This is a genomic window from Paenibacillus sp. NPDC057934, assembly GCF_042887565.1.
GTDB lineage: Bacteria > Bacillota > Bacilli > Paenibacillales > Paenibacillaceae > Paenibacillus_AQ.
Window position 1 is genome coordinate 100,336 of the sequence record NZ_JBHVPB010000003.1, and the last position, 20,746, is coordinate 121,081.

24 protein-coding genes and 3 tRNA genes are annotated in these 20,746 nt (G+C 47.8%); 20 read left to right on the forward strand and 7 right to left on the reverse strand.

Annotated elements, in window-relative coordinates; translation table 11 throughout:
• Window positions 1–58: 58 nt before the first annotated feature.
• Both ACFVRY_RS07865 and ACFVRY_RS07870 read left to right on the forward strand, forming a co-directional pair.
• Window positions 59–133 (forward strand) — tRNA-Glu (locus tag ACFVRY_RS07865).
• A gap of 4 nt (window positions 134–137) precedes the next feature.
• A tRNA-Leu gene (locus tag ACFVRY_RS07870) sits at window positions 138–220 on the forward strand.
• Between the two features lie 57 nt (window positions 221–277).
• On the opposite strand, the gene ACFVRY_RS07875 is transcribed toward ACFVRY_RS07870, so the two are convergent.
• Window positions 278–910 carry a hypothetical protein gene (locus tag ACFVRY_RS07875; RefSeq protein WP_387498966.1) on the reverse strand — a complete coding sequence of 211 codons (633 nt, stop codon included), beginning with the start codon at window positions 908–910 and terminating at the stop codon, window positions 278–280.
• A 37-nt stretch (window positions 911–947) separates the two neighbouring features.
• The gene (locus ACFVRY_RS07880; RefSeq protein ID WP_379465481.1) at window positions 948–1,145 is read right to left on the reverse strand and encodes an XRE family transcriptional regulator; all 198 of its coding nucleotides are present in this window, start codon (window positions 1,143–1,145) and stop codon (window positions 948–950) included.
• A 145-nt stretch (window positions 1,146–1,290) separates the two neighbouring features.
• Here ACFVRY_RS07880 and ACFVRY_RS07885 point away from each other — a divergent pair, with 145 nt between their 5' ends.
• The 3 genes from ACFVRY_RS07885 to ACFVRY_RS07895 all read left to right on the forward strand — a co-directional run bounded on the left by ACFVRY_RS07885 (window position 1,291) and on the right by ACFVRY_RS07895 (window position 2,265).
• The gene (locus ACFVRY_RS07885; RefSeq protein ID WP_379465480.1) at window positions 1,291–1,653 is read left to right on the forward strand and encodes a helix-turn-helix domain-containing protein; all 363 of its coding nucleotides are present in this window, start codon (window positions 1,291–1,293) and stop codon (window positions 1,651–1,653) included.
• Between the two features lie 83 nt (window positions 1,654–1,736).
• A tRNA-Leu gene (locus ACFVRY_RS07890) sits at window positions 1,737–1,819 on the forward strand.
• A gap of 83 nt (window positions 1,820–1,902) precedes the next feature.
• Complete coding sequence (locus ACFVRY_RS07895; protein WP_387498968.1) at window positions 1,903–2,265, forward strand: DUF1304 domain-containing protein; 363 nt, start codon at window positions 1,903–1,905, stop codon at window positions 2,263–2,265.
• A 103-nt stretch (window positions 2,266–2,368) separates the two neighbouring features.
• Here the strand turns inward: ACFVRY_RS07895 and ACFVRY_RS07900 are convergent, their stop codons facing one another.
• Complete coding sequence (locus ACFVRY_RS07900) at window positions 2,369–2,848, reverse strand: glutathione peroxidase (RefSeq protein ID WP_387498970.1); 480 nt, start codon at window positions 2,846–2,848, stop codon at window positions 2,369–2,371.
• A 183-nt stretch (window positions 2,849–3,031) separates the two neighbouring features.
• Between ACFVRY_RS07900 and ACFVRY_RS07905 the strand changes: the two genes are divergently transcribed.
• From ACFVRY_RS07905 to ACFVRY_RS07920, 4 genes are all read left to right on the forward strand, one after another.
• Complete coding sequence (locus tag ACFVRY_RS07905) at window positions 3,032–3,451, forward strand: organic hydroperoxide resistance protein (RefSeq protein WP_387498972.1); 420 nt, start codon at window positions 3,032–3,034, stop codon at window positions 3,449–3,451.
• 264 nt (window positions 3,452–3,715) lie between these two features.
• Window positions 3,716–3,997 carry a hypothetical protein gene (locus ACFVRY_RS07910; RefSeq protein WP_066373018.1) on the forward strand — a complete coding sequence of 94 codons (282 nt, stop codon included), beginning with the start codon at window positions 3,716–3,718 and terminating at the stop codon, window positions 3,995–3,997.
• Between the two features lie 101 nt (window positions 3,998–4,098).
• Window positions 4,099–4,554, forward strand: a complete 456-nt coding sequence (locus ACFVRY_RS07915) for a thiol-disulfide oxidoreductase DCC family protein (RefSeq protein WP_387498974.1) — start codon at window positions 4,099–4,101, stop codon at window positions 4,552–4,554.
• A gap of 111 nt (window positions 4,555–4,665) precedes the next feature.
• Window positions 4,666–5,589, forward strand: coding sequence for a copper amine oxidase N-terminal domain-containing protein (locus ACFVRY_RS07920; protein ID WP_387498976.1), 924 nt, complete (start codon window positions 4,666–4,668; stop codon window positions 5,587–5,589).
• Window positions 5,590–5,934: 345 nt separating this feature from the next.
• Here the strand turns inward: ACFVRY_RS07920 and ACFVRY_RS07925 are convergent, their stop codons facing one another.
• Together ACFVRY_RS07925 and ACFVRY_RS07930 are read right to left on the reverse strand one after the other, a co-directional pair.
• Window positions 5,935–6,543, reverse strand: coding sequence for a hypothetical protein (locus tag ACFVRY_RS07925; RefSeq protein WP_387498978.1), 609 nt, complete (start codon window positions 6,541–6,543; stop codon window positions 5,935–5,937).
• A 204-nt stretch (window positions 6,544–6,747) separates the two neighbouring features.
• Window positions 6,748–6,915 carry a LytTR family transcriptional regulator DNA-binding domain-containing protein gene (locus ACFVRY_RS07930; protein ID WP_387499704.1) on the reverse strand — a complete coding sequence of 56 codons (168 nt, stop codon included), beginning with the start codon at window positions 6,913–6,915 and terminating at the stop codon, window positions 6,748–6,750.
• 561 nt (window positions 6,916–7,476) lie between these two features.
• Here ACFVRY_RS07930 and ACFVRY_RS07935 point away from each other — a divergent pair.
• The 10 genes from ACFVRY_RS07935 to ACFVRY_RS07980 are packed head-to-tail and all read left to right on the forward strand — an operon-like array spanning window position 7,477 to window position 17,982.
• Window positions 7,477–8,652 (forward strand): P-loop NTPase family protein, encoded by a 1,176-nt coding sequence (locus tag ACFVRY_RS07935; RefSeq protein WP_387498980.1) that lies wholly within the window; start codon window positions 7,477–7,479, stop codon window positions 8,650–8,652.
• Window positions 8,645–9,913, forward strand: a complete 1,269-nt coding sequence (locus ACFVRY_RS07940) for a TadA family conjugal transfer-associated ATPase (RefSeq protein ID WP_387498982.1) — start codon at window positions 8,645–8,647, stop codon at window positions 9,911–9,913. Before ACFVRY_RS07935 ends, ACFVRY_RS07940 begins: the two co-directional genes overlap by 8 nt.
• Entirely contained in the window at window positions 9,910–10,728 is an 819-nt protein-coding gene (locus ACFVRY_RS07945) for a type II secretion system F family protein (protein WP_387498984.1), read from the forward strand. Before ACFVRY_RS07940 ends, ACFVRY_RS07945 begins: the two co-directional genes overlap by 4 nt.
• Before the next feature lie 13 nt (window positions 10,729–10,741).
• Window positions 10,742–11,614, forward strand: coding sequence for a type II secretion system F family protein (locus ACFVRY_RS07950; protein ID WP_387498986.1), 873 nt, complete (start codon window positions 10,742–10,744; stop codon window positions 11,612–11,614).
• A gap of 14 nt (window positions 11,615–11,628) precedes the next feature.
• Entirely contained in the window at window positions 11,629–11,814 is a 186-nt protein-coding gene (locus ACFVRY_RS07955; protein ID WP_066373036.1) for a Flp1 family type IVb pilin, read from the forward strand.
• A complete protein-coding gene (locus ACFVRY_RS07960) occupies window positions 11,814–12,482 on the forward strand; it encodes a TadE/TadG family type IV pilus assembly protein (protein WP_387499706.1) in 669 nt (222 codons plus the stop codon). Before ACFVRY_RS07955 ends, ACFVRY_RS07960 begins: the two co-directional genes overlap by 1 nt.
• A 48-nt stretch (window positions 12,483–12,530) precedes the next feature.
• The gene (locus ACFVRY_RS07965) at window positions 12,531–14,786 is read left to right on the forward strand and encodes a hypothetical protein (RefSeq protein ID WP_387498988.1); all 2,256 of its coding nucleotides are present in this window, start codon (window positions 12,531–12,533) and stop codon (window positions 14,784–14,786) included.
• 18 nt (window positions 14,787–14,804) lie between these two features.
• The gene (locus tag ACFVRY_RS07970; protein WP_387498990.1) at window positions 14,805–15,815 is read left to right on the forward strand and encodes a TadE/TadG family type IV pilus assembly protein; all 1,011 of its coding nucleotides are present in this window, start codon (window positions 14,805–14,807) and stop codon (window positions 15,813–15,815) included.
• A gap of 3 nt (window positions 15,816–15,818) precedes the next feature.
• Window positions 15,819–16,328, forward strand: coding sequence for an A24 family peptidase (locus ACFVRY_RS07975; RefSeq protein WP_387498992.1), 510 nt, complete (start codon window positions 15,819–15,821; stop codon window positions 16,326–16,328).
• A gap of 16 nt (window positions 16,329–16,344) precedes the next feature.
• A complete protein-coding gene (locus ACFVRY_RS07980) occupies window positions 16,345–17,982 on the forward strand; it encodes a DUF6382 domain-containing protein (protein ID WP_387498994.1) in 1,638 nt (545 codons plus the stop codon).
• A gap of 34 nt (window positions 17,983–18,016) precedes the next feature.
• On the opposite strand, the gene ACFVRY_RS07985 is transcribed toward ACFVRY_RS07980, so the two are convergent.
• Entirely contained in the window at window positions 18,017–18,919 is a 903-nt protein-coding gene (locus ACFVRY_RS07985) for a TIGR01777 family oxidoreductase (RefSeq protein WP_387498996.1), read from the reverse strand.
• Window positions 18,920–18,973: 54 nt separating this feature from the next.
• The gene (locus ACFVRY_RS07990; protein ID WP_387498998.1) at window positions 18,974–19,438 is read right to left on the reverse strand and encodes a DUF2621 domain-containing protein; all 465 of its coding nucleotides are present in this window, start codon (window positions 19,436–19,438) and stop codon (window positions 18,974–18,976) included.
• A 169-nt stretch (window positions 19,439–19,607) separates the two neighbouring features.
• Here ACFVRY_RS07990 and ACFVRY_RS07995 point away from each other — a divergent pair, with 169 nt between their 5' ends.
• On the forward strand, window positions 19,608–20,735 hold the full coding sequence (locus ACFVRY_RS07995) for a deoxyribonuclease IV (RefSeq protein ID WP_387499000.1): 1,128 nt from the start codon (window positions 19,608–19,610) through the stop codon (window positions 20,733–20,735).
• The last annotated feature ends 11 nt before the right edge of the window (window positions 20,736–20,746 follow it).

Here is a 20,746-nt window from a genome sequence, read left to right on the forward strand (position 1 = left end):
AACCGCTAGAGTCTGATACAATCATTTTTGTTGTGGAAAGAACATAACTGAACAGTATGGCCCGTTGGTCAAGGGGTTAAGACACCTCCCTTTCACGGAGGTAACAGGGGTTCGAATCCCCTACGGGTCACCAATATGCGGTAGTGGTGGAATGGCAGACACGCTATCTTGAGGGGGTAGTGGGTGTATACCCGTGGAGGTTCGAGTCCTCTCTACCGCATAGATAAAAGGTAAGAACTTCTTTGCTTTCGCAGAGAATTTCTTACCTTTTTTGAATTTATGTATGTCCTGAGCTTTCTGTAAAAGCACCGGCGTATTGGGGATACAACTGCCTAACGCATTCTGGGCAGATATCGTGTGTGAATTGTACGTGGAGTTGCATCTGCAAGAAACGCTCTATAGTTAGCCACACATCCTGGTCGTTGCGAATGGACTTGCAGGACGCGCAGATGGGGATGAACTTGAACGCTTGCTTCATTGTGGAACGGTGCATGGCTAGAGGCTGGGTGTGGCTCCCTGCTACAATCGGTCCGGCATCCTGATGAGCGATGACCCACATTGCTTTCTCAGGAGAAGGGGCTGGCAGGAGAGGGAACGCCTCAAAGCGGAATACCCGTCTGCCTTTGGGGATACATACTATAGTAGAATCGGTACTGACTACAAGGCGTTCTCCGCCCAGTGTAGATTTTAAGACGTTGTGCAAAAGAGTGGGCTCCACAATCCATTCTGGTAGCAGCTCAAGATAATTGCTTCCCACCTTTGCGAGCTGTGGAGGGAGACTGTATTCCTTGCAGCAGGCGCGCCAGCGGCTATTGAGTGACAGGATGGTGCCGTGCCGGTCTATGACTAGTGCATTGTGGGGGATAGTGTCAATGAATTGTGTAGCTGAAGGGGATAGGCTTTGTGACAAAGGTTTTCGCTCCTTGTGATCCCAAATGGGTCCGTTACTAGGATGGCGGCAGGTCCAGCAGCTTCTCAATCTGGCGGCGATACCGCTCGGCCCTGCGTGTTCCGTGGATCAAATTGGATAGGCGGTAGGGAGGAATATCATTGATTCGGCAGAAATCCTTCTGGTCGAGTCTGAGTTCTGTAAGACGCTGTTTGATCGTCCACCCATAAGGCGTTATGGGATGCTTATTGTTCATCTATCTCACCTCTTTATCGATATTCCAGCTGTATGATATAATGGAATAAGACATAATAATAGTTAATTATATACTTTTTTACGTCATTTTCAATAAAAATAACTTAAATAAGTGATTATTTATTAAGGTGGAAGGCGGTCAGCAAATGCAGTCCATATACGAGCGTATTGAGTACTTGATCAAACAAAAAGGGATGACGAAGAAGTCGTTTTGCGAGGAACTGGGCATCAGCACTGGGAATATGGGCGACTGGAAGCGTGGTAAGTCTACCCCTGGCACTCATAAACTAATTGAGATTGGGGCATACTTTCAAGTAAGTCTGGATTGGCTGATTCTTGGCAAAGCTGCACCGGAAATGGTGCGTGAGAGCAGCGAGGATTATTTTTTTGAGCAAATACGGCAATTGAATTGCCACACTGAGTTGCTGCCAGATGAGAAAATATTCATTAAGGAATACCTTGCTTTTACCGAATACCGGAGACGCAAAGCAGCGGAAGAAAATTCTTGAATGAACATCTTTACATTTGAGGATAAAGAGATTATAATATTGAATGTTGACCTCAGAACAATGCATTACGTTGTACACACCGCGCGGTAGTGGTGGAATGGCAGACACGCTATCTTGAGGGGGTAGTGGGTGTATACCCGTGGAGGTTCGAGTCCTCTCTACCGCATATATTGTAAGATGAAGAAAGCCTTGCGTAGCAAGGCTTTTTTTTGTTAATATCAGGTAGCATGAATTTGGAGGTGGAAGGTTATGATCATAAGCACAATTCTGGTGGGTCTGGTTGCGGTTATACATATTTATATTTTGTATCTGGAATGTTTCCTGTGGGCTACGCCCAAGGGGATGAAGACTTTCGGCCTGACAGAGCAGGATGCTAAAGCTACAAAATCGCTGGCGTTCAACCAGGGCTTCTACAATGGGTTTCTGGCTGCTGGTTTGATCTGGGGTCTGCTGTATCCAGGGGATGTGGCCGGACGTCATATTCAGTTGTTCTTCCTGGCGTGTGTGCTAGTTGCAGGGATTGTCGGCAGCCTTACAGCCAAGAAATCAATCCTGTACGTGCAGGCATTGCCGGCATTGCTCGGGATTATAGCTGTTCTTTTCCAGTGGTAATTCAGACTTAGGGAATTGGCTTCATCGCAAAAAAAGGATACTCCTCCATCACAGTGTAAACTGCAGTGGGGTGAGTATCCTTTTTTGCTATACGGAAAAAGTGTTATTTGAGCAACTGTTTGATTTCTTCCTCGATCTGGTCTGGTGTTGTCTTCGGAGCAAACCGTTTCAGGACACGGCCATCCTGGTCGACAAGAAACTTGGTGAAATTCCACTTGATGCTCTTCGAGCCCAGTACTCCCGGTGCTTCTGCGGACAAATATTTGAACAACGGATGCGCTTCATCGCCCTTCACGTCCACTTTCTCATACATCGGGAAGGTCACACCATAATTAATTTCACAGAACTCTGCAATTTCTTCACTCTCGCCCGGCTCTTGCCCTGCAAACTGGTTGCTTGGGAAACCCAGTATCTCAAATCCACGATCATTGTATTTTTCGTACACTTCCTGGAGACCTTTAAACTGGGGGGTAAATCCGCACTTGCTGGCTGTATTCACGACGAGCAGGACCTTGCCTTTGTACTTGGAGAGAGATTCTTCTTCTCCGCGCAGGGTTTGGGCTTCGAAATCATAAATGCTCATGGATAACGCCTCCTAATTTTTAAACCTATAAATATTTATGTCAATTTAATTGTACACTATTTATTTTCAGAGTCAAATGTTGATGACAAGCGATTTGTGACAAATGGTTTCAAATTATGCCCATGGTTTAAAGTTAGGGTGTAAGGTTGCAACAAATACAGCGGTTAAAGGAGAAGATGACTGATGAAAGCATTGTATACAGCAACAGCAACAGTACATGGCGGACGGGAAGGTTCGTTCGAATCCTCTGACGGCGCACTGAAACACAACTTGAGTATGCCCAAAGAATTGGGTGGTCCCGGTGGCACGGGTACCAATCCGGAGCAATTGTTCGCGGCAGGCTACGGCGCCTGTTACGAGAGTGCTTTGGCGAATATCGCCCGTAAGGAAGGTGTCAAACTTCAAGAGGTGGAAGTGACCTCCAATGTAATGATTGGCAAGGATGACAGTGACGGCGGCTTCAAGCTGGCTGTTCGTCTGGATGTGAAGATCCCGGGTGTCGATAAGGCTCAGGCGGAGGATCTGGCGAAGAAAGCCCATGCTTTCTGTCCGTACTCCAAAGCTACCAGAGGTAATATTGAAGTGGAATTGAATGTGATATAAAACATAGAGCGCAGCGTTATGAATATAGCCTATGCGCAGGTAAGGCCCGGCTTGCATAGCGGGTCTTTTTTACTATTTTAAAAGATGTGGGTGAAGTATGATTTTTATGGCAATCCTATCTAAATAGGGATTATGGACAGTGAAAGAGATCCAGCAGTGCGTGCTTTGGTTGACATCCCCCTTAAAATTCTTTAATATGTCTAAGTATCTGAATATGTCGCGTGTGCAATTAACCAACAAAAATTTAAATAATGGGTGATGAAGATGTCTTACAGACCGAATATTACGAATGTGACCAAGGCCAGCAGCAATGATAAGGAAGGATTGTACGAGTTCATTATCAAGCTTGCTGACGGAACGGAGTGCCGCGCGTTTTATCATCGGTTTCCGGAATGGAAAATGACGAACATCAGCCGCCTGTTGAAAACGCCATGTCCAATTTGTCGCAAAGATTTCATCTGCAAGTGTATGGACGCATTTACTGCTGATTTCGAAGAGCAAATGATTGGCGATAATCAGTGGATTGAGAAGGCTATTGCTGAATAATTGAATGAACGGAACTTAGATGGCGCGGAAGCTTTTTTCCGCGTTTTTGTTTGCTTTTTAACAGAATTTATTGGGAAAAATGGGGGAGAGGTGCGTGGATTATGGGTGAGCAAGAGAATTCTGTAGGTCGGCCTGCGACAAAGTTGACTGATGCAAGGCTGCACGATAAATCGGTGGTACTTATTGATGGCGTATGCCATCTCTGTCAGGGACTGGTTCGCTTTATTATTCCTCGTGATCCGAAATCGAAATTTGTATTCGCTCCCCTGCAAAGTGAAATCGCTGCCGGGCTGCTCCGTGATGGAGGCCTTGATCCGAAGCAATTGGATACCGTCGTGTTGGTTGAGCACGGGAGGTATTATACAGAGTCAGCTGCGGCGCTACGGATTGCTCGTGGGCTCCGTTTTCCATGGCCACTGGCTTACGTGTTCATTCTGGTGCCGCGTCCGCTTCGTGATATCCTTTATCGTTATGTGGCACGCAACCGTTATCGCTGGTTCGGACGTGATGAGCAGTGTTTGCTCCCGACGCCGGAGATTCGGAAGAGATTTCTGTAAGAGCAAAGAGTGCGGTTCATGCGCTTGCTAATGCTTTTGCAAATTGTATATTTATTGTATCATTTCATTATATTGATCTGTTATCTATAAATTACAGGGTGGGATGGAGCGATGGCTCGAAAAGCGGGGATTCAAATGCTGGTTTTCATGTTGGTTTCTTTATGGATAACGGGTACGGTGTCTGCGGCCCCCAAGCTTCAGGTTGAGGTGAATAATTCAAGCGTGGCGGGAGTTGTAACCGAATCCGGGCATACGATGGTTCCGCTGAAGGCTTTTGAACGCTTTGGCAATCTCTCCATGCAGTGGGTGGCTCAGACGAAGAAAGTAACGATTAAACGTGATTCTACGGTTATTCAGCTTACTGTTGGTGATAGAACTGCTTATATCAACGATAATCCAGTGCAGCTGGAGGTGGCTGCCAAGATTGTGGACGGAAGAGTTACGGTCCCGCTGAGATTTATTGCTGAGGCACTGGGCGCTAGGATTACTGTAGATGCCGTTGCCAATACGGTCTGGATTCAAGAGCGGGCCAGCGCGGCGATTCTGAAGAATTATAACAGCAGCGATTTGGCGGCTTCAAGGATAGCAGCACTGCAGATTCCAGTGGATGGGAGCACGCCTTCCCGGTTAATAGAAGAGAGTACTGCAGGTGATCCTGAAGTTTTCTCCGAAAGTTATTACTTTGCTAAGGGGAAATCAGACGGCTACTACTTGCAGAACGGGCATTTCGTGACTTATTTCGAGATTAAGGATAATATTCGCCAAGCGGTCTGGGAAGCCAGTCTGGACAATACCAAAGAGGCGACGAACAAGGATATTACATCTGTGTTTGGACATCCGATCTACAAGGAATATGGCAAGCGGCCTGCACAAGCCGAGGAGTATGTTTATTTTTACACCAGTATCTGGGGTAGTTCGGTGACCTACGGCGTAGCCAATGTTGATGGAACCTCCTCTGAACTCGGGCGTCTGATGGACTGGCCGGATACACGTAAACAGTTTGTAGTAGCCATTCCGGGGGAGACCAAACGCTGAGAACGGTCAGAGGCTGTATTTATGGTGTGCGAAAAAAAGATTGCTCCCTGTATATATGCCACTATAGATGAAAATTAAAGGATATTAACGGAAGCGCCGTTCATTAACCGTTTTTCACGGTTTTTTGCGGTGCTTTTTTGCTGTCTTTTTTAGAGAAAGGAGAGTGCTGGCCGTGCGAGTGAAAATGCGTTGTGGTGACTATTTTTACCACAAGGAGATCACTTTGTCTTTATTTTTTTGATCTTACAGTTTACTGGAAGCGAATTTGCTCATTTATAGTTTGTAACTTTAACTCTGTCGATTCGACAGCATATTCTTCGCAACACTAAGAAAAAATGACATTGCTTAATGACTCAAATCCCTGAAACGTTCTAACTCCGCGATCAGACTCTCTATTTTTGCTTTGTCTTTTATCTGATAGGTCTGCTTTCGCCCATCCTTTGATGCTACAATATATGATTTGAATACATCACCAATGTCTGCATAAAGGTATATTTCACTTATATAGATACCATGTAGTTCGTGTATAAGCGGGATAACAAAGATATTATACTGTACCATACCGCGCTTATTTTTATTCCAGTCAATGATTTGCCGCGATAATGGTACAGTACCTAGATTATCAATTATTTGTGAAAACTCTTCAAAAGATAGTTCATTTCTCTTCTCTGTAATGCCGCCAGTGGAATTAGGTTGTGATTTATACATAAATATATCGTAATCTTGAGAAACAGGCTTTTGAAATTCTATAATATTTGGACGATAATAATAAAAAACTAATGATAGTGAAATTAGAAACAGCCCGGTAGAAGTGAGTGTTTTTATACGATAATGCTTTGATTTTCGTCTATAAAGGGTTGTAGCCAAGATGATCAGGCTAATGATGGACAAAATAATCGCACCAATTACCAGATAAGTAATGAAGTCGTAATCAATTAGCCTTTCAAGTTTCATAATAATCGTCTCCTTATTCAACTAGTGTACAAATTACGAGTGACTTCTATTGCAGGTTGTTTCATGAAGCAAGCGCGTAAGAGTCAATTGCCATGACAAATTATTATCTTGAAATGGGGTACAGGTAGTATTCCCCTGAGATTAATTTAATTGATCGTACCACAGTTAGAGTCAGGTAGAATATTCGGAATGTTCTCGTCTTCTCTATTCTCTTGCATGTTCAAGGTTAGCCAAATAAGAAGAGTACACTTGTATGAAGCCATGTTTTTCTAGCATAGCAGTATATCGTTTTAATGATCCGTTTGTTTTAATTGGTTCCTGATCATTACTATGAAAGACCAAAGACTTCTTACTGCTTTCAATATATAAGATATTTTGATAGCCACACGGCGATACTCTTTATTTGTTCGAATTATAGTGGTTGCACACCGTAAGGCAGCTTTGTTCATGGCTCCAGTAAGAATAGAATAGAAATGATCTTCTGAGAAAGGTTTGACCAAGAACTGAAAGGCTTCTACCCTGTATCCCTCCCCCACAATTTGAGTCCTTTCATGCTTTTCAACCAAAATAAGGTATTGATGAATTGAAAAACGATCGCCAGGGTAACAGTAACGTAAATTGGATCATTGCTGTTATCTAATGACCTGCGTGTTTTGTGAAGAATATTACATAACTTCAGCGAAATTGGGAATGTTTTAAATTCAAAGGTGTTTTTAAGTCGTGTTATATATTTCCTGTTACCGACGCCGGAGATTCGGAATAGATTTCTGTAAGAGGGTATGGTGCGAAAAAAAGGATTGCCGCTTGTTAATATATATGCTACTATATCTGTAAATTAAAGGAATAGTAACGGAAGCACCGTTCATTAACCGTATTTTACGGTTTTTGGCGGTGCTTTTTTGCTGTCTTTTTTAGAGAAAGGAGAGTGATGGCATGGCGGCAAGGATTGTGCTGGCTGTGCGGGAGAGTCAATACATTGAACCGTTGCTGCATTATCTTCATCATAGCCGGTATAGCGATCTGCTGCGGATTACGGCGTTCAGTCGGATTGAGGCTTTTGCAGAATTTATACAGGGCGATGAGGTGCCAGATGCTGTTGTTGGGGATGCGGCCTTCATTGAAGCCTGGCTGGTCGGTGGACGAAGCACTGTACGGTGGGCAGTTCTAAGTGAAGATGGAGGACCAGGAGGCTATATTGGGACCAGTAACAAGAGTTTGGCCGGCGGGGAAGTCATTGCCAAGTACCAGTCGTTGCCTTCCTTGCTGGAATCAATACTGCAATTATGTGATGTCAGGCGTTCAGGCATGCTGTTTTCGGCCAAAGAAGAAACTTTGCTGCTTGGTGTAGTCTCCTGCAGTGGAAGCAGCGGTAAGACTACCATTGCTCTAAATATGGCGAAAACGCTGGGTGAACAGGGCTTGTCAGTCTTTTATCTTAATTTGGAAAGTGTGGACAGCAGCGGTATGATTCTTCGCGCGCCGCAAGGGAATGTCCCAGGGCTGGAAAGGCTGCTCTATGATCTACAGGCTGGTCGGAATAATGATGAGGTTGGAACACCTGAACTCAGGCGTTATGTCATCCGGCATGAAGAGCTACAGAGTGATGCGTTCAGACCTGTGGGCAATCTCAAAGAAATGCTCCAGATGACTTCACAGGATACACTCGATTTGCTGGAACTGCTCACAGCCACTCGCAGCTATGATGTTGTCATTATTGATACCGGGAGCATAGAAGAGGAGCGGGCCAAGGCGGTGCTGCAGCGTTGCGGTATTCTGCTATGGGTGATGCGCAATGATGATCTAAGCATACATAAGACGGCTAGATGGCTGTCGCATTGCAGTGCACCTCATTCCGGTCTGCCGCCGGGCATTCTTGAGAAGAGCCGGTTTGTCATAAATTTTGGGTCAGATGATATAGAAGTAGGGGGCTTGCCGGAAGGGCTGAGCATGGACGGGGTGCTTCCTTATATTCCGTCTTGGACATTGCGGCATCATGGGGAACTGTATCTCAATTCTTCCCAATTCCAGCAAGCAGTTATGGAACTGTGCAGGGGGATCGTAGAGCCTTCTCTGCCGCAGGTTTTTACTGGGAATGCCGGTTATGAATGAGGAAATGTTCAGGGCGCTGCGCGGTGATATCCGGGCCGGACTGGATGTTACTTCATCTGTTGGGAATCGAGAGCTTACAGCCTATATTGAGCAGACCATTCTGGAACGGGAAAGTCTTCGCTACCTAACGGCACAGGAAAAGCATGAACTGGTGAAGCGACTGTTCGATTCCTTCCGCGGGCTGGATGTACTTCAACCCCTGGTAGATAATTCGGCGATTACAGAAATTATGATCAATAGCCACAACGATATTTTTATAGAAGAAGAGGGAGTCATCCGCCGTCTACCGCTAGCTTTTGAATCCAGCAGCAGACTGGAGGATATTATCCAGAGCATCGTCTCCGGCGTGAACCGGGTGGTCAATGATTCTTCACCTATTGTGGATGCAAGACTCAAGGATGGTTCCCGCGTCAATATTGTTCTGCCACCGGTTGCCTTGAAAGGTCCGGCGATGACCATCCGCAAATTTCCGGAAAAGCCTATGACCATGAACGAACTGGTCCGGCGCGAGGCGCTCAGTGAAGAAGCGGCTGAGCTGCTGCAGACTCTGGTTGAGGCCAAATACAATATTTTTATCAGCGGAGGGACGGGTTCAGGTAAAACCACATTCCTGAACGCATTATCTCAATTCATTCCCCCGCAGGAGCGTGTCATTACGATTGAGGATTCAGCGGAACTACAGATTGTCACCGTTCCGAATCTAGTATCTTTGGAGACACGAAACGCCAACACGGAAGGCAAGGGCGAGATTACGATCCGCGATCTGATCCGCTCTTCACTGCGAATGCGGCCGAACCGGATTGTCGTTGGCGAGGTGCGGGGCGCGGAATGCTTGGATATGCTGCAAGCGATGAACACTGGCCATGACGGTAGCTTGTCCACGGGACATTCAAACAGCGCCCGCGATATGGTTAGCCGTATGGAGACGATGGTGCTAAGCGCGGCGGAACTGCCAGTTATGGTGGTCCGGCAGCAGATTAGCTCAGCGATTGATATCTTCGTGCATCTATCCCGGTTGCGCGACCGTTCCCGCCGGGTGATGGAAATTTGTGAGGTCGATGGATTGAAGAACGGCGAGGTACAGCTCAATCCACTCTATGAATTCCGGGAGGTGGGGGAGCGTGACGGACGGGTTCAGGGAGGTCTGACGGCCTGCGGCAATGCACTTCTGCATACCGGCAAGCTAAGAATGTCAGGTATCACTACGCATCCGCTATCGGAGTATACGGAGGATGTAACAGAGGGGGGAGAAAGGATTTGATTCAGAGCGGGAATTTCAAGCAGGCTCTTGTCAAGTCACAAACCGGGAAGTCTGGCGCAAAGGAAAGAACGGTCCTGCCGGATTACAAAGTCTACATCTTATCTTCTCGGAAAAAGAACGCAGCGATCCTAATAGGGGGCTTGCTTCTATATGGAGTCGGCTATCTCTTTTATCATCATTGGCTCATAGCTCTGTTGCTGGTACCGGGCGGACTTTATGCTCCGCGGCTACTGCGGGATTATTTGCATAACCGTCGCCGGATGGGACTCACGCTACAGTTCAAGCAGACCCTGTTCTCATTATCCTCTTCCCTATCGGCAGGCCGCTCCGTAGAGAATGCCTTCCGGGAAGCAGTGCAAGATTTGCACATGCTTGATCCCGAAGGGGGCGGTGATATGATTGCCGAGCTGAACATTATCTGCACGCGTATGGAGAATGGGCAGCCGGTGGAAGAAGCGCTGCATGATTTTAGTGCACGGGCAGGCTTGGAGGATATTGAACGCTTCGCGGATGTGTTCACAGTATGCAAGCGGACAGGTGGTGATCTGGTGGAGGTGGTGCGCCGGACTTCGACAGTCATTGGAGAGAAGTTGGATATTCAGCAGGATATTGCCGTCAGCATTGCCCAGAAGAAATTCGAGGCTAAAGCTCTACTGATCTCTCCGCTGGCCATGATCATGTTCATGAGTCTAACGGCTGGAGACTATATGCAGCCTATGTATACCGGGCTAGGGATAGTTATATCTACATTGGCACTGGCGGGATTGTTTCTGTGCTATCTGTGGACTTCCAAGATAATGAATATCCCGCTGTGAAGGATGGATGAGGATGAGATGGGTGTCTGGTGTGGTCTTGGTTCTATTGATCGTATTCTGGTGTGTCCTTCGTGTGCAAAGTGGCAACCGGTATGCTGGATTGCGCACACTGCCCATGGAGGGACTGAGATTACGGAAGCTTGGTGAACCGATGCTGCTGTTGATTGAGAGGATCGGCATTGGTAGTCGTTTTCCGTCAGTGATGTTCAAAATTCAGCGTTCCCTTCAACGGATTGAGGGTACCAGATACAGCGCAGAACGAACGCTGCTGTTCGTAGGAGAAATGCTCAGCTATAGCTGGCTACTGGCAGCCTCGGGGAGTGCACTGACGCTTTTTAACGGGGAACAGACGGGGATTGTACTGGGATCTATGCTGGCTCTTGCATTGCCGGTTGCTCTAGCAAGTGATTTGCATAAAAAGGTGCGATTGCGGGAGCAGAATATTTTGCTGGAGCTGCCTGAACTGCTGAACAGTATCGTGCTGTTGGTCGGTGCAGGTGAGACTGTACAGCGGGCGATTCAGCGTTGTCTGGAAAGTCGCAAAGGGAATACAAAGCACCCGTTATATAAAGAGTTAGTAGCTATGACAGGGGAATGGGAGAGCGGTTATTCCTTTCAGCAGTCGCTCGAGAACTTCAGCAAACGCTGTGCTGTGCAAGAGGTGTCGCTATTCACCACAACCGTATTACTGAACTATCGGAGGGGTGGAAGTGATTTTGTGCTGGCGCTCCGCGACCTGTCACGGATGCTATGGGATAAGCGGAAGGCGGTTAGCCGTACACGCGGGGAGCAGGCCTCCTCGAAGTTGGTCTTTCCGATGGTAGTGATCTTTTTAATCGTTATTGTGCTAGTGGGAACACCGGCAATCATGATGCTCAAAATGTAGAGGAGGAAGACGGAATGTCGTTGATTATGGGGAAAATGAAAAGCTTCTGGAAGGACGAGGGTGGACTTGGTACCTTGGAAATGATTCTGATTATTGCGGTATTGATTGCTGTGGTATTGGTATTTAGAAAAGAAATCGTAGAGGTTGTGAAGTCGTTGATCAGTACAGCCGGTAAGAAGAGTCAGGAAGTATTCGATTGATGTTACTTAGGGATGATCGCGGGAGCTTCACCATCGAGGCTTCCCTCCTGCTACCCATTATTATGTTTATTACAATGCTGCTTCTGTTCTTTGGACTGTACAGTTATCAGAAGACGATGTTGCTACAGGTCGCGTCGGCTTCTGCCGAACGCGCGGCCTTTAATTGGGATAATAGCCATAAAGAGAAGACGGGTGCTGTTGCTGCCGGTGAATATGATTCATTGTATTGGCGTGTCGGGGAGGACAGTTTGCTTGCATCGTTATTTGGTGGTGAGGGTGGAAGTGGAGGTACACAGATTGAGCTTCCAGGTGGAGATGCAGATGCAGCTCTACTGCCTGCCCTTAAGCTGACTAATGCTTCCCGCATGATCCCAGCCAATATGCCAGGGGTGATGGGTTACAAGTACGGCTTTACTGGGCGTAAAGTGAGCTTGGAATTAAAAGGTCAGCTTCACTTACCTGTATTGGATGAAGTGCTTTCAGACGGTGCTAGTCCCAGTATACAAGCTACATCTGTCGTTTCTGAGCCGGCCGAGTTTATTCGTACTATAGACCTGATGCGCTATTACGGAGCCAAGTTCAAAGGTCGTCAGGGAAATGGTGAGACCCAGCAGCTTATGAACAAACAGGATGCCTCCGCAATGATGATGAAGCTTGGCAAAAAGTGAGGCTGGATCAGGAACTGGAAGAATAGGCATGGAGAAAGGAAGACGTGGATGAAGAGAGCGTATAACGGCTCTAACCGCGGCTTGAAGCGCAGGAAGGCAGGATGGCTTTTTCGAACAGACGGTTCGGTATCCATTTTTTTGATCATGGTGTTGGCCTTTGTCTTCCTGTTCGATGCGGTTTTGATTGATTATGCGCGGATTGCTGCCGCCAGTACCCAAGGGGAACGCCTTGCTCGGGCAGGAATACGTTCTGTGCTATCTGCTTACGATGTCCGGCTACTGGAGAAATACGGCTTGTTCGCTTCTGGTGGAACGGATGGAAATATGCTGTTATCCAGCGTACTCAATGATAATCTGCACGAAAGCGGGCGGGTGGATGCCTTTAATCTTATTCAGATGGGCGTTGAGAGCTCTACCGTGGAATGGACTCGACCACTAGGAGAGTATGATATTTTCCGTCGTCAGATTATTGAAGAGATGAAATATAAGGCTCCGATCGATTTTGCCTTGGAATTGGGTGGAAAGTTCAAGCCCTTGTCTGGAGCGATGGCGGAGGCCTCGCAGGTAACTAATGTACTCCGTGCATTGCAGCCGCTTTATGATGAACGTGAGGAAGCACTGGATCAGATGATAGAACGACGGAAGCAAGCAACAGAAAGCGGAAGAACAATGCTTCAGCTCATCATGAATCCGCCGGGAGATAGTCTCCAACCAAGTACTCTTGGTCAGGTATCCACGGCAGCAGATGTAGCTGCGCAATATGATGATTTTGTTTACAAGTATATGTGGGATATGAACCGTGACAGCCGGGAGTCTGCAAAATATACATATCCGTTATCCCGGTATTCGCAGCAATCGGCTCTTGTTATTCAGCGAATTCCGCAAGTCATGAATACTTTCCGTGAAGAGCATAATGTCTTCATTCAACAAGCGGAAAGTGCTTTGCTACGGGCGAGAGAGCTGAACGAAGAAATGAAACTGGTACTGGAGCAGTCCAGAAACAGCGGCTCTGATAAACGTGACCGGGCCAGAGATTGGGATATTCCAGGCAGCGGCGGTGATGAAGTAGACTCCGATCCGCTGTACAAGCTTCGTGAGCAGGAGGATACCCTGATTCTTGATCAAGCTGACTTTACAAGCCTGGAGGAACATCTTGCTGTGCAAAAGAGAGACTTTGAACGGCTGGAACCACTAACTGCTGCATTGCCAGGTGTCCTTGCTGAATCTTCTGGACTATACAGTGATGGTTCAAGAATGCTTGGGGCTGTTTTAGCGGCTGCGCGATCTGTTAGGGACTATCTGGGCAGCTATGGTGCTGGCGGCAGCCTTATTGAGTCTGAACTTGCTGCGCTTGAAGAACACCGGGGTTCGGATAAGCAGCGGAAGCAGTGGGAGAAAGAGGCCAAGGCCAAGCTGGGTGATGCCATGAAGATAATAGATAAAATCCGGGAGCTGAGTGACCGGGCGGGAGAAGCAATGCAGCGGTATGATACTTTGCAGAAGTACTATGAGGAGATTCTTTCTCTGAACAAGGGACTGGATGATGCTGGAAAAGATGGGCAAACCTCCTCCGACCCATATACAGCCGGAAGCTCTGCGATGACAAATATGGACGGGGTATACGATGTTATGACCAATGCCCTTACGGGGACAAGAGACAGGCTTTTTCAAACAGAGTATACGGCACTCTATTTTCAGCATTTTGATATCTCGGCTTTGTCCTCTATGGCTAGTGGAGAGGAAGACACGAACGTTGATCGTCTTGCTGCACAGATGGACCCGCATGCCCAGGAGCTGGAGTATATTCTGTACGGATTCCATAATCCGGCAGGCAACATTGCTGCGGCTTATGGTGAGATATTCGCCATGAGGATGGCCATTCGCACGATGGAGGGGTTTGTCAAAAAGGCGGGCATTGGCAACCCGCTGGCTGTGCTGGCGGCCGCGCTATTGTACGGTATTGAGCAGGCAGTTCAAGACATGCTGAAACTGTGCAAGGATGGTTCGATTCCATTATCAGAGTTTATAACGGCTCAGTTTACTTATCGTGATTACCTGCGTGTGTTCCTGATGCTGCATGGCAGTGGCGAATCACAGTTATCACGAATGCTAGCTGTGATTCGGCTCAATACAGGCATCAATCCCGCAGAGAGAAATACTTATGCTTCTGCCAATATACGTTTCGGCCTTCGGCTGTGGTTTTTGCCAGGGATGGTTCGGCTGTTGAATTACAGTGGGGCGCTTGCAGGGGATGTGGAAGGAAAGGTCTACTACAGGAAGATACAGGCTGATTCAGCTTACTAGGCGAAGGGAGTGAGGTGCATGAGACGATGGCTCAAAGGGAGAAGCAGTGACAAGAACGAGAACGAGGGTAGCATGGTGGTAGAAGCGGCAATGGTTCTCCCCATTTTTTTGTTATTTGTTCTGTTCCTGATCTTCATCATTCAAATGAGCTTATACTCTACCGCCCTGCAAAGCACGGCCTCGGATACCGTGAAAGTTATCTCCAACCATATCTATCCCGCAGCCCTGGCTGCTCAAAAGTGGGATGAAGGCAGCGAAAGCGAAGCCAATCCTAAAGGAGGCAATCCGGGAGGCGAACCGGCTAATTCTGGCTCGTCATGGGGAATACCCCGTCTCTCCCTCATGGAATGGGGGGAGGATTATGCGAATGATCTGCCGCCTCCGTTGAATGAGTGGGCCCTGGCCGCAGCAGAAAAGGGAGAAGGACCACTGCAAAAGCTCCAGGCGGAAACCTCACAGAGTGTACTGGACCTGGCCATAAAGCCTTTAATGAAGCCACATCTCGCCAGTGACATGCTGGAGTATGAACGAATTCATGTGTCCAATGTTATTATCCCCGATCTGAAGGAAGGAACCCGACCCTATTTTGGTGTGGAGGTAAGCTATGATTTGCCCATGAAGATTCCTTTTCTGAATCAAAACATTGTGCTGGAGGCCAGTGCCGTAGAACGATTGTGGATCGGTGATACTGGCGAGGGCCGTGGTGGAGATGGGGAAGAGGGCGGTAAAGAAGAGGATTCAATTATCATCCTGGAGAAGCCTGACCCTGGTGTTGTGAACAAGCAGGGCAAGGTTCGGGCCAAGATCCCACCGGGCACCTCAGCAAACTTAACGGTTATTTATAAGAGCGGCTTGAGCAAAGCGAAGTACTTAGGCTGGAAGCAGGCGGACAAGGACGGATACATCGAATGGGAATGGAAAATTGGCGTGAACACGACGCCAGGTTCCTGGACACTTGTTATTCAGACGGATGACGGGCAGTCCATTGAAGTTAATTTTACAGTAGTGAAAGGTACAAAAGGGGGTTAGGGTATGACCGATTGGGCTTTTTGGGGCTGCATGCCGTTTCTGGTGGCCGCACTGGTTACAGATATACGGTCGATGCGGATACCCAATCGGATTACAGTGTCTGCATGGCTTGGGGGCCTGCTGGCTCAGTCGCTCATAAACGGCTGGCACGGTCTGTTATTGTCAGTCATCGGGGCCGCTGGGGGATTTGCAGTGATGCTGCTTCTGCATCTTATAGGGGCTGTTGGAGCCGGGGACGTTAAGCTTTTTGCCGGCATCGGGGCATGGACGGGCATCATTTTCACAGCGCAGGTGATCATGTATTCTATCTTGTTCGGAGCGGTCATCGGTTGGATCATCGCCTTGCGGCGTAAAGAATCGGGGAGGCGGTTGCGAAAAGTTTTCGGAAAAGTAGCGGGCTTAGTAGTGTTGCGAAATCTGGGAATAGCAAAGTCGGGCGGCGGAGATCTGCTGAAATTTCCTTTTATGCTAGCCGTGTTACCCGCTGTCGTATGTGCTTATCTATATTATTAAGGCTGGGAGGTGATCATTGTTGTTTGGTTTGACCCGTGATTTCATGCAAAAGGATGGCATCAGCATGATGCTGGGTGTTCCTGAAGGGCTGCGTGCAGAACGACTCAATATGGTACAGGTCCGTATGCTTATGAATTCTGAAATCCCGCACCACCTGCGGCTGCAGCTCAAGGAGATCGACCTCCGAGTCACTCTGGAATATGGATTATCCCGCAAAAAAATGCTCAGCCATCTATTGAAAGGCGAGAAACTGAGTATGACGTCCTTCTTTGGTCTGCTGCTCCAGGTGGCCCAAGCAATAGAAGAGGGCAGGCTCTATATGCTGAATGCTGAACAATATGTGCTGCATGAGGACTATATTTTCGTCGAAGGTTCGCTTCATTCCGGAAAAGTCTATCTGACCTACGTCCCCTTGCTCAGCCCAGATGAGGTACTCTCAACTGGTCAAGGATTTAAATCTCTAATTATGACACTGATGGCTTCAGTGAAGGAACTTGCGGGCGATGGTGTGCAGCGATTATTGCAATGCTGTGGAGAAGAGGACTTCACCCCCGCACGTTTGAAAAAACTACTGGCTGAACTTCTAACTGAGGGGGAAGTGGTGAAACCGCCTCCGGTAATTGAGAGGGAGAGCAATGCCCTACCTTTTCGAAGACTTGAGAATCCTGAGCCATCTAGGTTAGCTGACCAATCATTAAGAACACGGTCATCAATAGGAGGTTCTGATGAGAAAGTAGGCCTGCAAGATTCCGTGAGGGTAACGGCAGAACCTATTTCGACTCCATGGGCGGGTGGTTATTCCGCTTTTCAGCAGAGCCAAGAAGAAACAAGTTCAGGGATTACGGATGAAAATGATACGCAGCAGGCCTCGCCATACAGAACATATATCGTGCTTGGATGCTTGCTGGGCGATGCACTGTTGTGGAAATTTCTTTATATGAGTGACCCTACTACACTATGGTTGGCAGTCTGCGGAATCTTAACGTTGCTCCTTGCGATTATAAGCTGGTTGGTGTGGACTGGAAACCTCAAATTAGGCAAGAAGGAAGATGAGGATGAACCGGACGCAGAAGAGATTACACGTGGAATGAGCCTCAAGGAGCCGGATAGGTTTTCTGCAAGGAGCTCTGGAAGAAACTCTGTGAACGCCGGTATATCAGCACCGATGCCTAAGGTAGAACCGTTGAGTACCAGGCAGGGGATGGACAATAGCCTATCAGTGCACAACCAGAAGAATCCTGCTCAGGAATTCCCTGCTTCAGGCGTGCTTCCTGCCTCGGCAACCGTTCTGTTATCACCGGACAATGCACCGGATAAGAATGCGGCGGCTGATAAGCACAGACGTGCTATTCCGTATCTGGAACGATGTGATCACAATAACAGCGGCCCTACAGAACGAATCGAATTGGATCGAGCAAGCTTTATTATCGGACGTTCGGAAGCGGTGGCCCAATATGTAGAGCAGTCTGAGGGTACCTCGCGAGTGCATGCTGAAATACTCAAGAGCCAAACCGGATATGTCATTAAAGACCTCGACTCCAGGAACGGAACATTGCTACAGGGGGAAGCTATGATCCCATACAAAGAGTATCCGCTCATGGAAGGAACTGTATTTACCATTGTTAAAGGCAATTATATCTTTCACACAGCCTAGCCTCTGAATTCAATGTTGCTTGATTTGCGGAGCTTTATCGGGCTTTGAGGTCTTGCAGTGCAGATTCCAGTGTAGGATGAACGAAGCTGAATCCGTGCGCTAGCGCTTTGGAAGGGAGCACTCGCTGGCCTTTCAACAGTATTTCCGAAAGTTCGCCTACCGCTGTCTTCAAGAGGAATGCCGGGAGTGGGAACCAGTGCGGTCTTTTATACACCTTACCAAGGGTTCGGCCAAATTGATCATTGGTGACTGGATGTGGAGCTGTGGCGTTGACTGGACCGGAGATCTCTGGTGTATGGACACAGAAGTCGATTAACTTCACGATGTCATCATGGTGAATCCAGGACAGCCACTGTTTGCCGCTGCCGATTTTGCCACCAACACCTAGAAGGTAGGGGAGCTTCATCATAGGAAAGGCCCTACTTCCGTTGCCAAGTACGACTCCTGTGCGGAGTTTGACCATTCTGATATTGGGGTAGGCTGCATCTGCAGTATCCTCCCAGGATTTTACAACTTCTGAAGGGAAGTCCATCACATGGGCCGGAGAAGATTCATCGAAAGTATCATTCAAGGATGTACCGTAGATGGCTACGGCTGAGGCTTGAACGATTACAGGTGGCCGATGCTTCAGCGCATTCAGCAGCTTGGCTGCCGACGCTATGGTGACCAGACGGGATTGCATAATGGACTGCTTTCCTTTTGGGGTCCAGCGCTGACTTAGTGAGGAGCCGGCAAGATTAATGAGCGCGTCACTGTTCTCGGCAGGGAGGGGATTGGCTGCAAGGTCGTCCCAGGTATGATAACTTAGCTTGGCATGTGATGACTTCACTTCAGGCAGCTTGCGGCCTACGATCAATACTTCATGACCGTCCTGAAGCCAGTAATCCTTAAGTTGGCTTCCGATAAAGCCTGTGCCGCCGCATATTACGTATTTCATACTGCATGCCTCCATTTGGCCGTCCAGGAAAGCACGGGAATTCTGTATGATGGGCTACTTGAACAAATGTTTGTAGGGAGAGTAATCGATTCCGTTCTTTTCAAGAAAACTGACGAGAAAACGGTTATCCCGCCGGGGGGTGGCAACGATGTAGCCCTTGATGCAATGATCGCGTGTGACTTCAGTGGCTTTGCTCTCCACCGCTATCTTTCCGATTTCGGCAGCAATGGAATGTTTGGCGATATCCCGAAAGGGTCCAGGCACCGGTTGAACGAGTTGATCCAGAAAGGCCTTAGATTCGTTGCCCCAAAGTGGTCGGCTGCGTTCCACCCAATAGTTCTGCCAATCAAGTTTGGACTTCCCGTCGGCTTTGGGAAGCACTTTCAAAAATTTGCGAAACATAAAGTAGCCGCCGATACACATGGAGCCAAGTAGAAGAAAGGTCCAGAAAGCGATGGAGTTCATAAACCAATTGCTCGGTGCTACTGACAACGTTCCAAGCCCTGATTTGATAAACATGTCCTAACCACCTTTAACAATGATTATTATCACAAATTTGTCTCTGGTCTAAAGTATAGCGTATTTACCAAGTTTTGCGAAGTCGGAATGCCAGAGGGTATTGCCTAGATTTATTCCCCCGTTCACGGTAGAATATAGTTTAATTCGTGATGGAAAGAGGGAAAAAAGCATGCTGAAAATAGGTTCACATGTGTCCAGCTCGGACAAGGGTCTCCTGACTGCTGCTAAGGAAGCCAACGAGTACGGTTCTAGCTCGTTCATGATATATACTGGAGCGCCGCAGAACACGCGCCGCAAGCCGATTGAAGCGATGTACCCTGAGGAAGGGAAATTGGCTATGAAGGCCAATGGAGTAGAGGAGATTGTTGTCCATGCGCCATACATTATCAATTTGGCCTCGTATAAGGACAATACGTATCAGTTGGCTGTGGATTTTTTACAGGAGGAAATTCGCCGTACACATGCATTCGACGTCAAGAATATTGTACTGCATCCAGGTGCTTATACTGACAAGGACCCGGAATATGGTATTCAGCGGATTGCTGACGGTCTTAATGAGGTGCTTAACGGTACTAATGAGACGGAAGTCCATATTGCGCTTGAGACGATGGCCGGTAAAGGTACAGAGATCGGTCGCAGCTTCGAGGAGATTGCTTCGATCATTGACAAGGTCGCTCACAACGAACGGTTGACCATTTGTCTGGATACCTGCCATATTCATGATGCCGGTTATGATATCGTTAGCGATCTGGATGGGGTGCTGCAGCAGTTCGATCAGATCGTTGGTTTGAACCGTCTAGGCGTTATTCATATCAACGACAGTAAGAATCCTTGCGGTGCACGCAAAGACCGTCACACACCGATCGGCTCTGGCTTTATTGGTTTCGATACCCTTAATAAGGTGGTACATCATGAAGCGCTGTCCGGTCTTCCGTTTATCTTGGAGACGCCATGGATCGGCAAAGATGCTAAGACACAGCGGCCGATGTATGAGGTAGAGATTGCCTTGCTGCGTGGCAACGTATCAGAGCGCTTCGGACCGGAGTTCCTGCAGGAAGTAGAGGAACTGCATAGTTTCTTTGCCAAGCTGGAGATTGACTCCCGTCAGTATGTGCTCGATATCTGGAATCTGCTGAAGAACGATGCCAAGGCCAAGAAGGCTGACCCGCGTGAACCGCTGGAACGTTTGTATGATCATGTGGCGGCTGCCGGATTGTTCCCTGCGCTCAGTGAGGAAGGAATCAATCAACGCTTGATCGCGTGGCTTGCCGGCAAACAAATTCTGGTTAACGCTTAAGCAAAACTTTA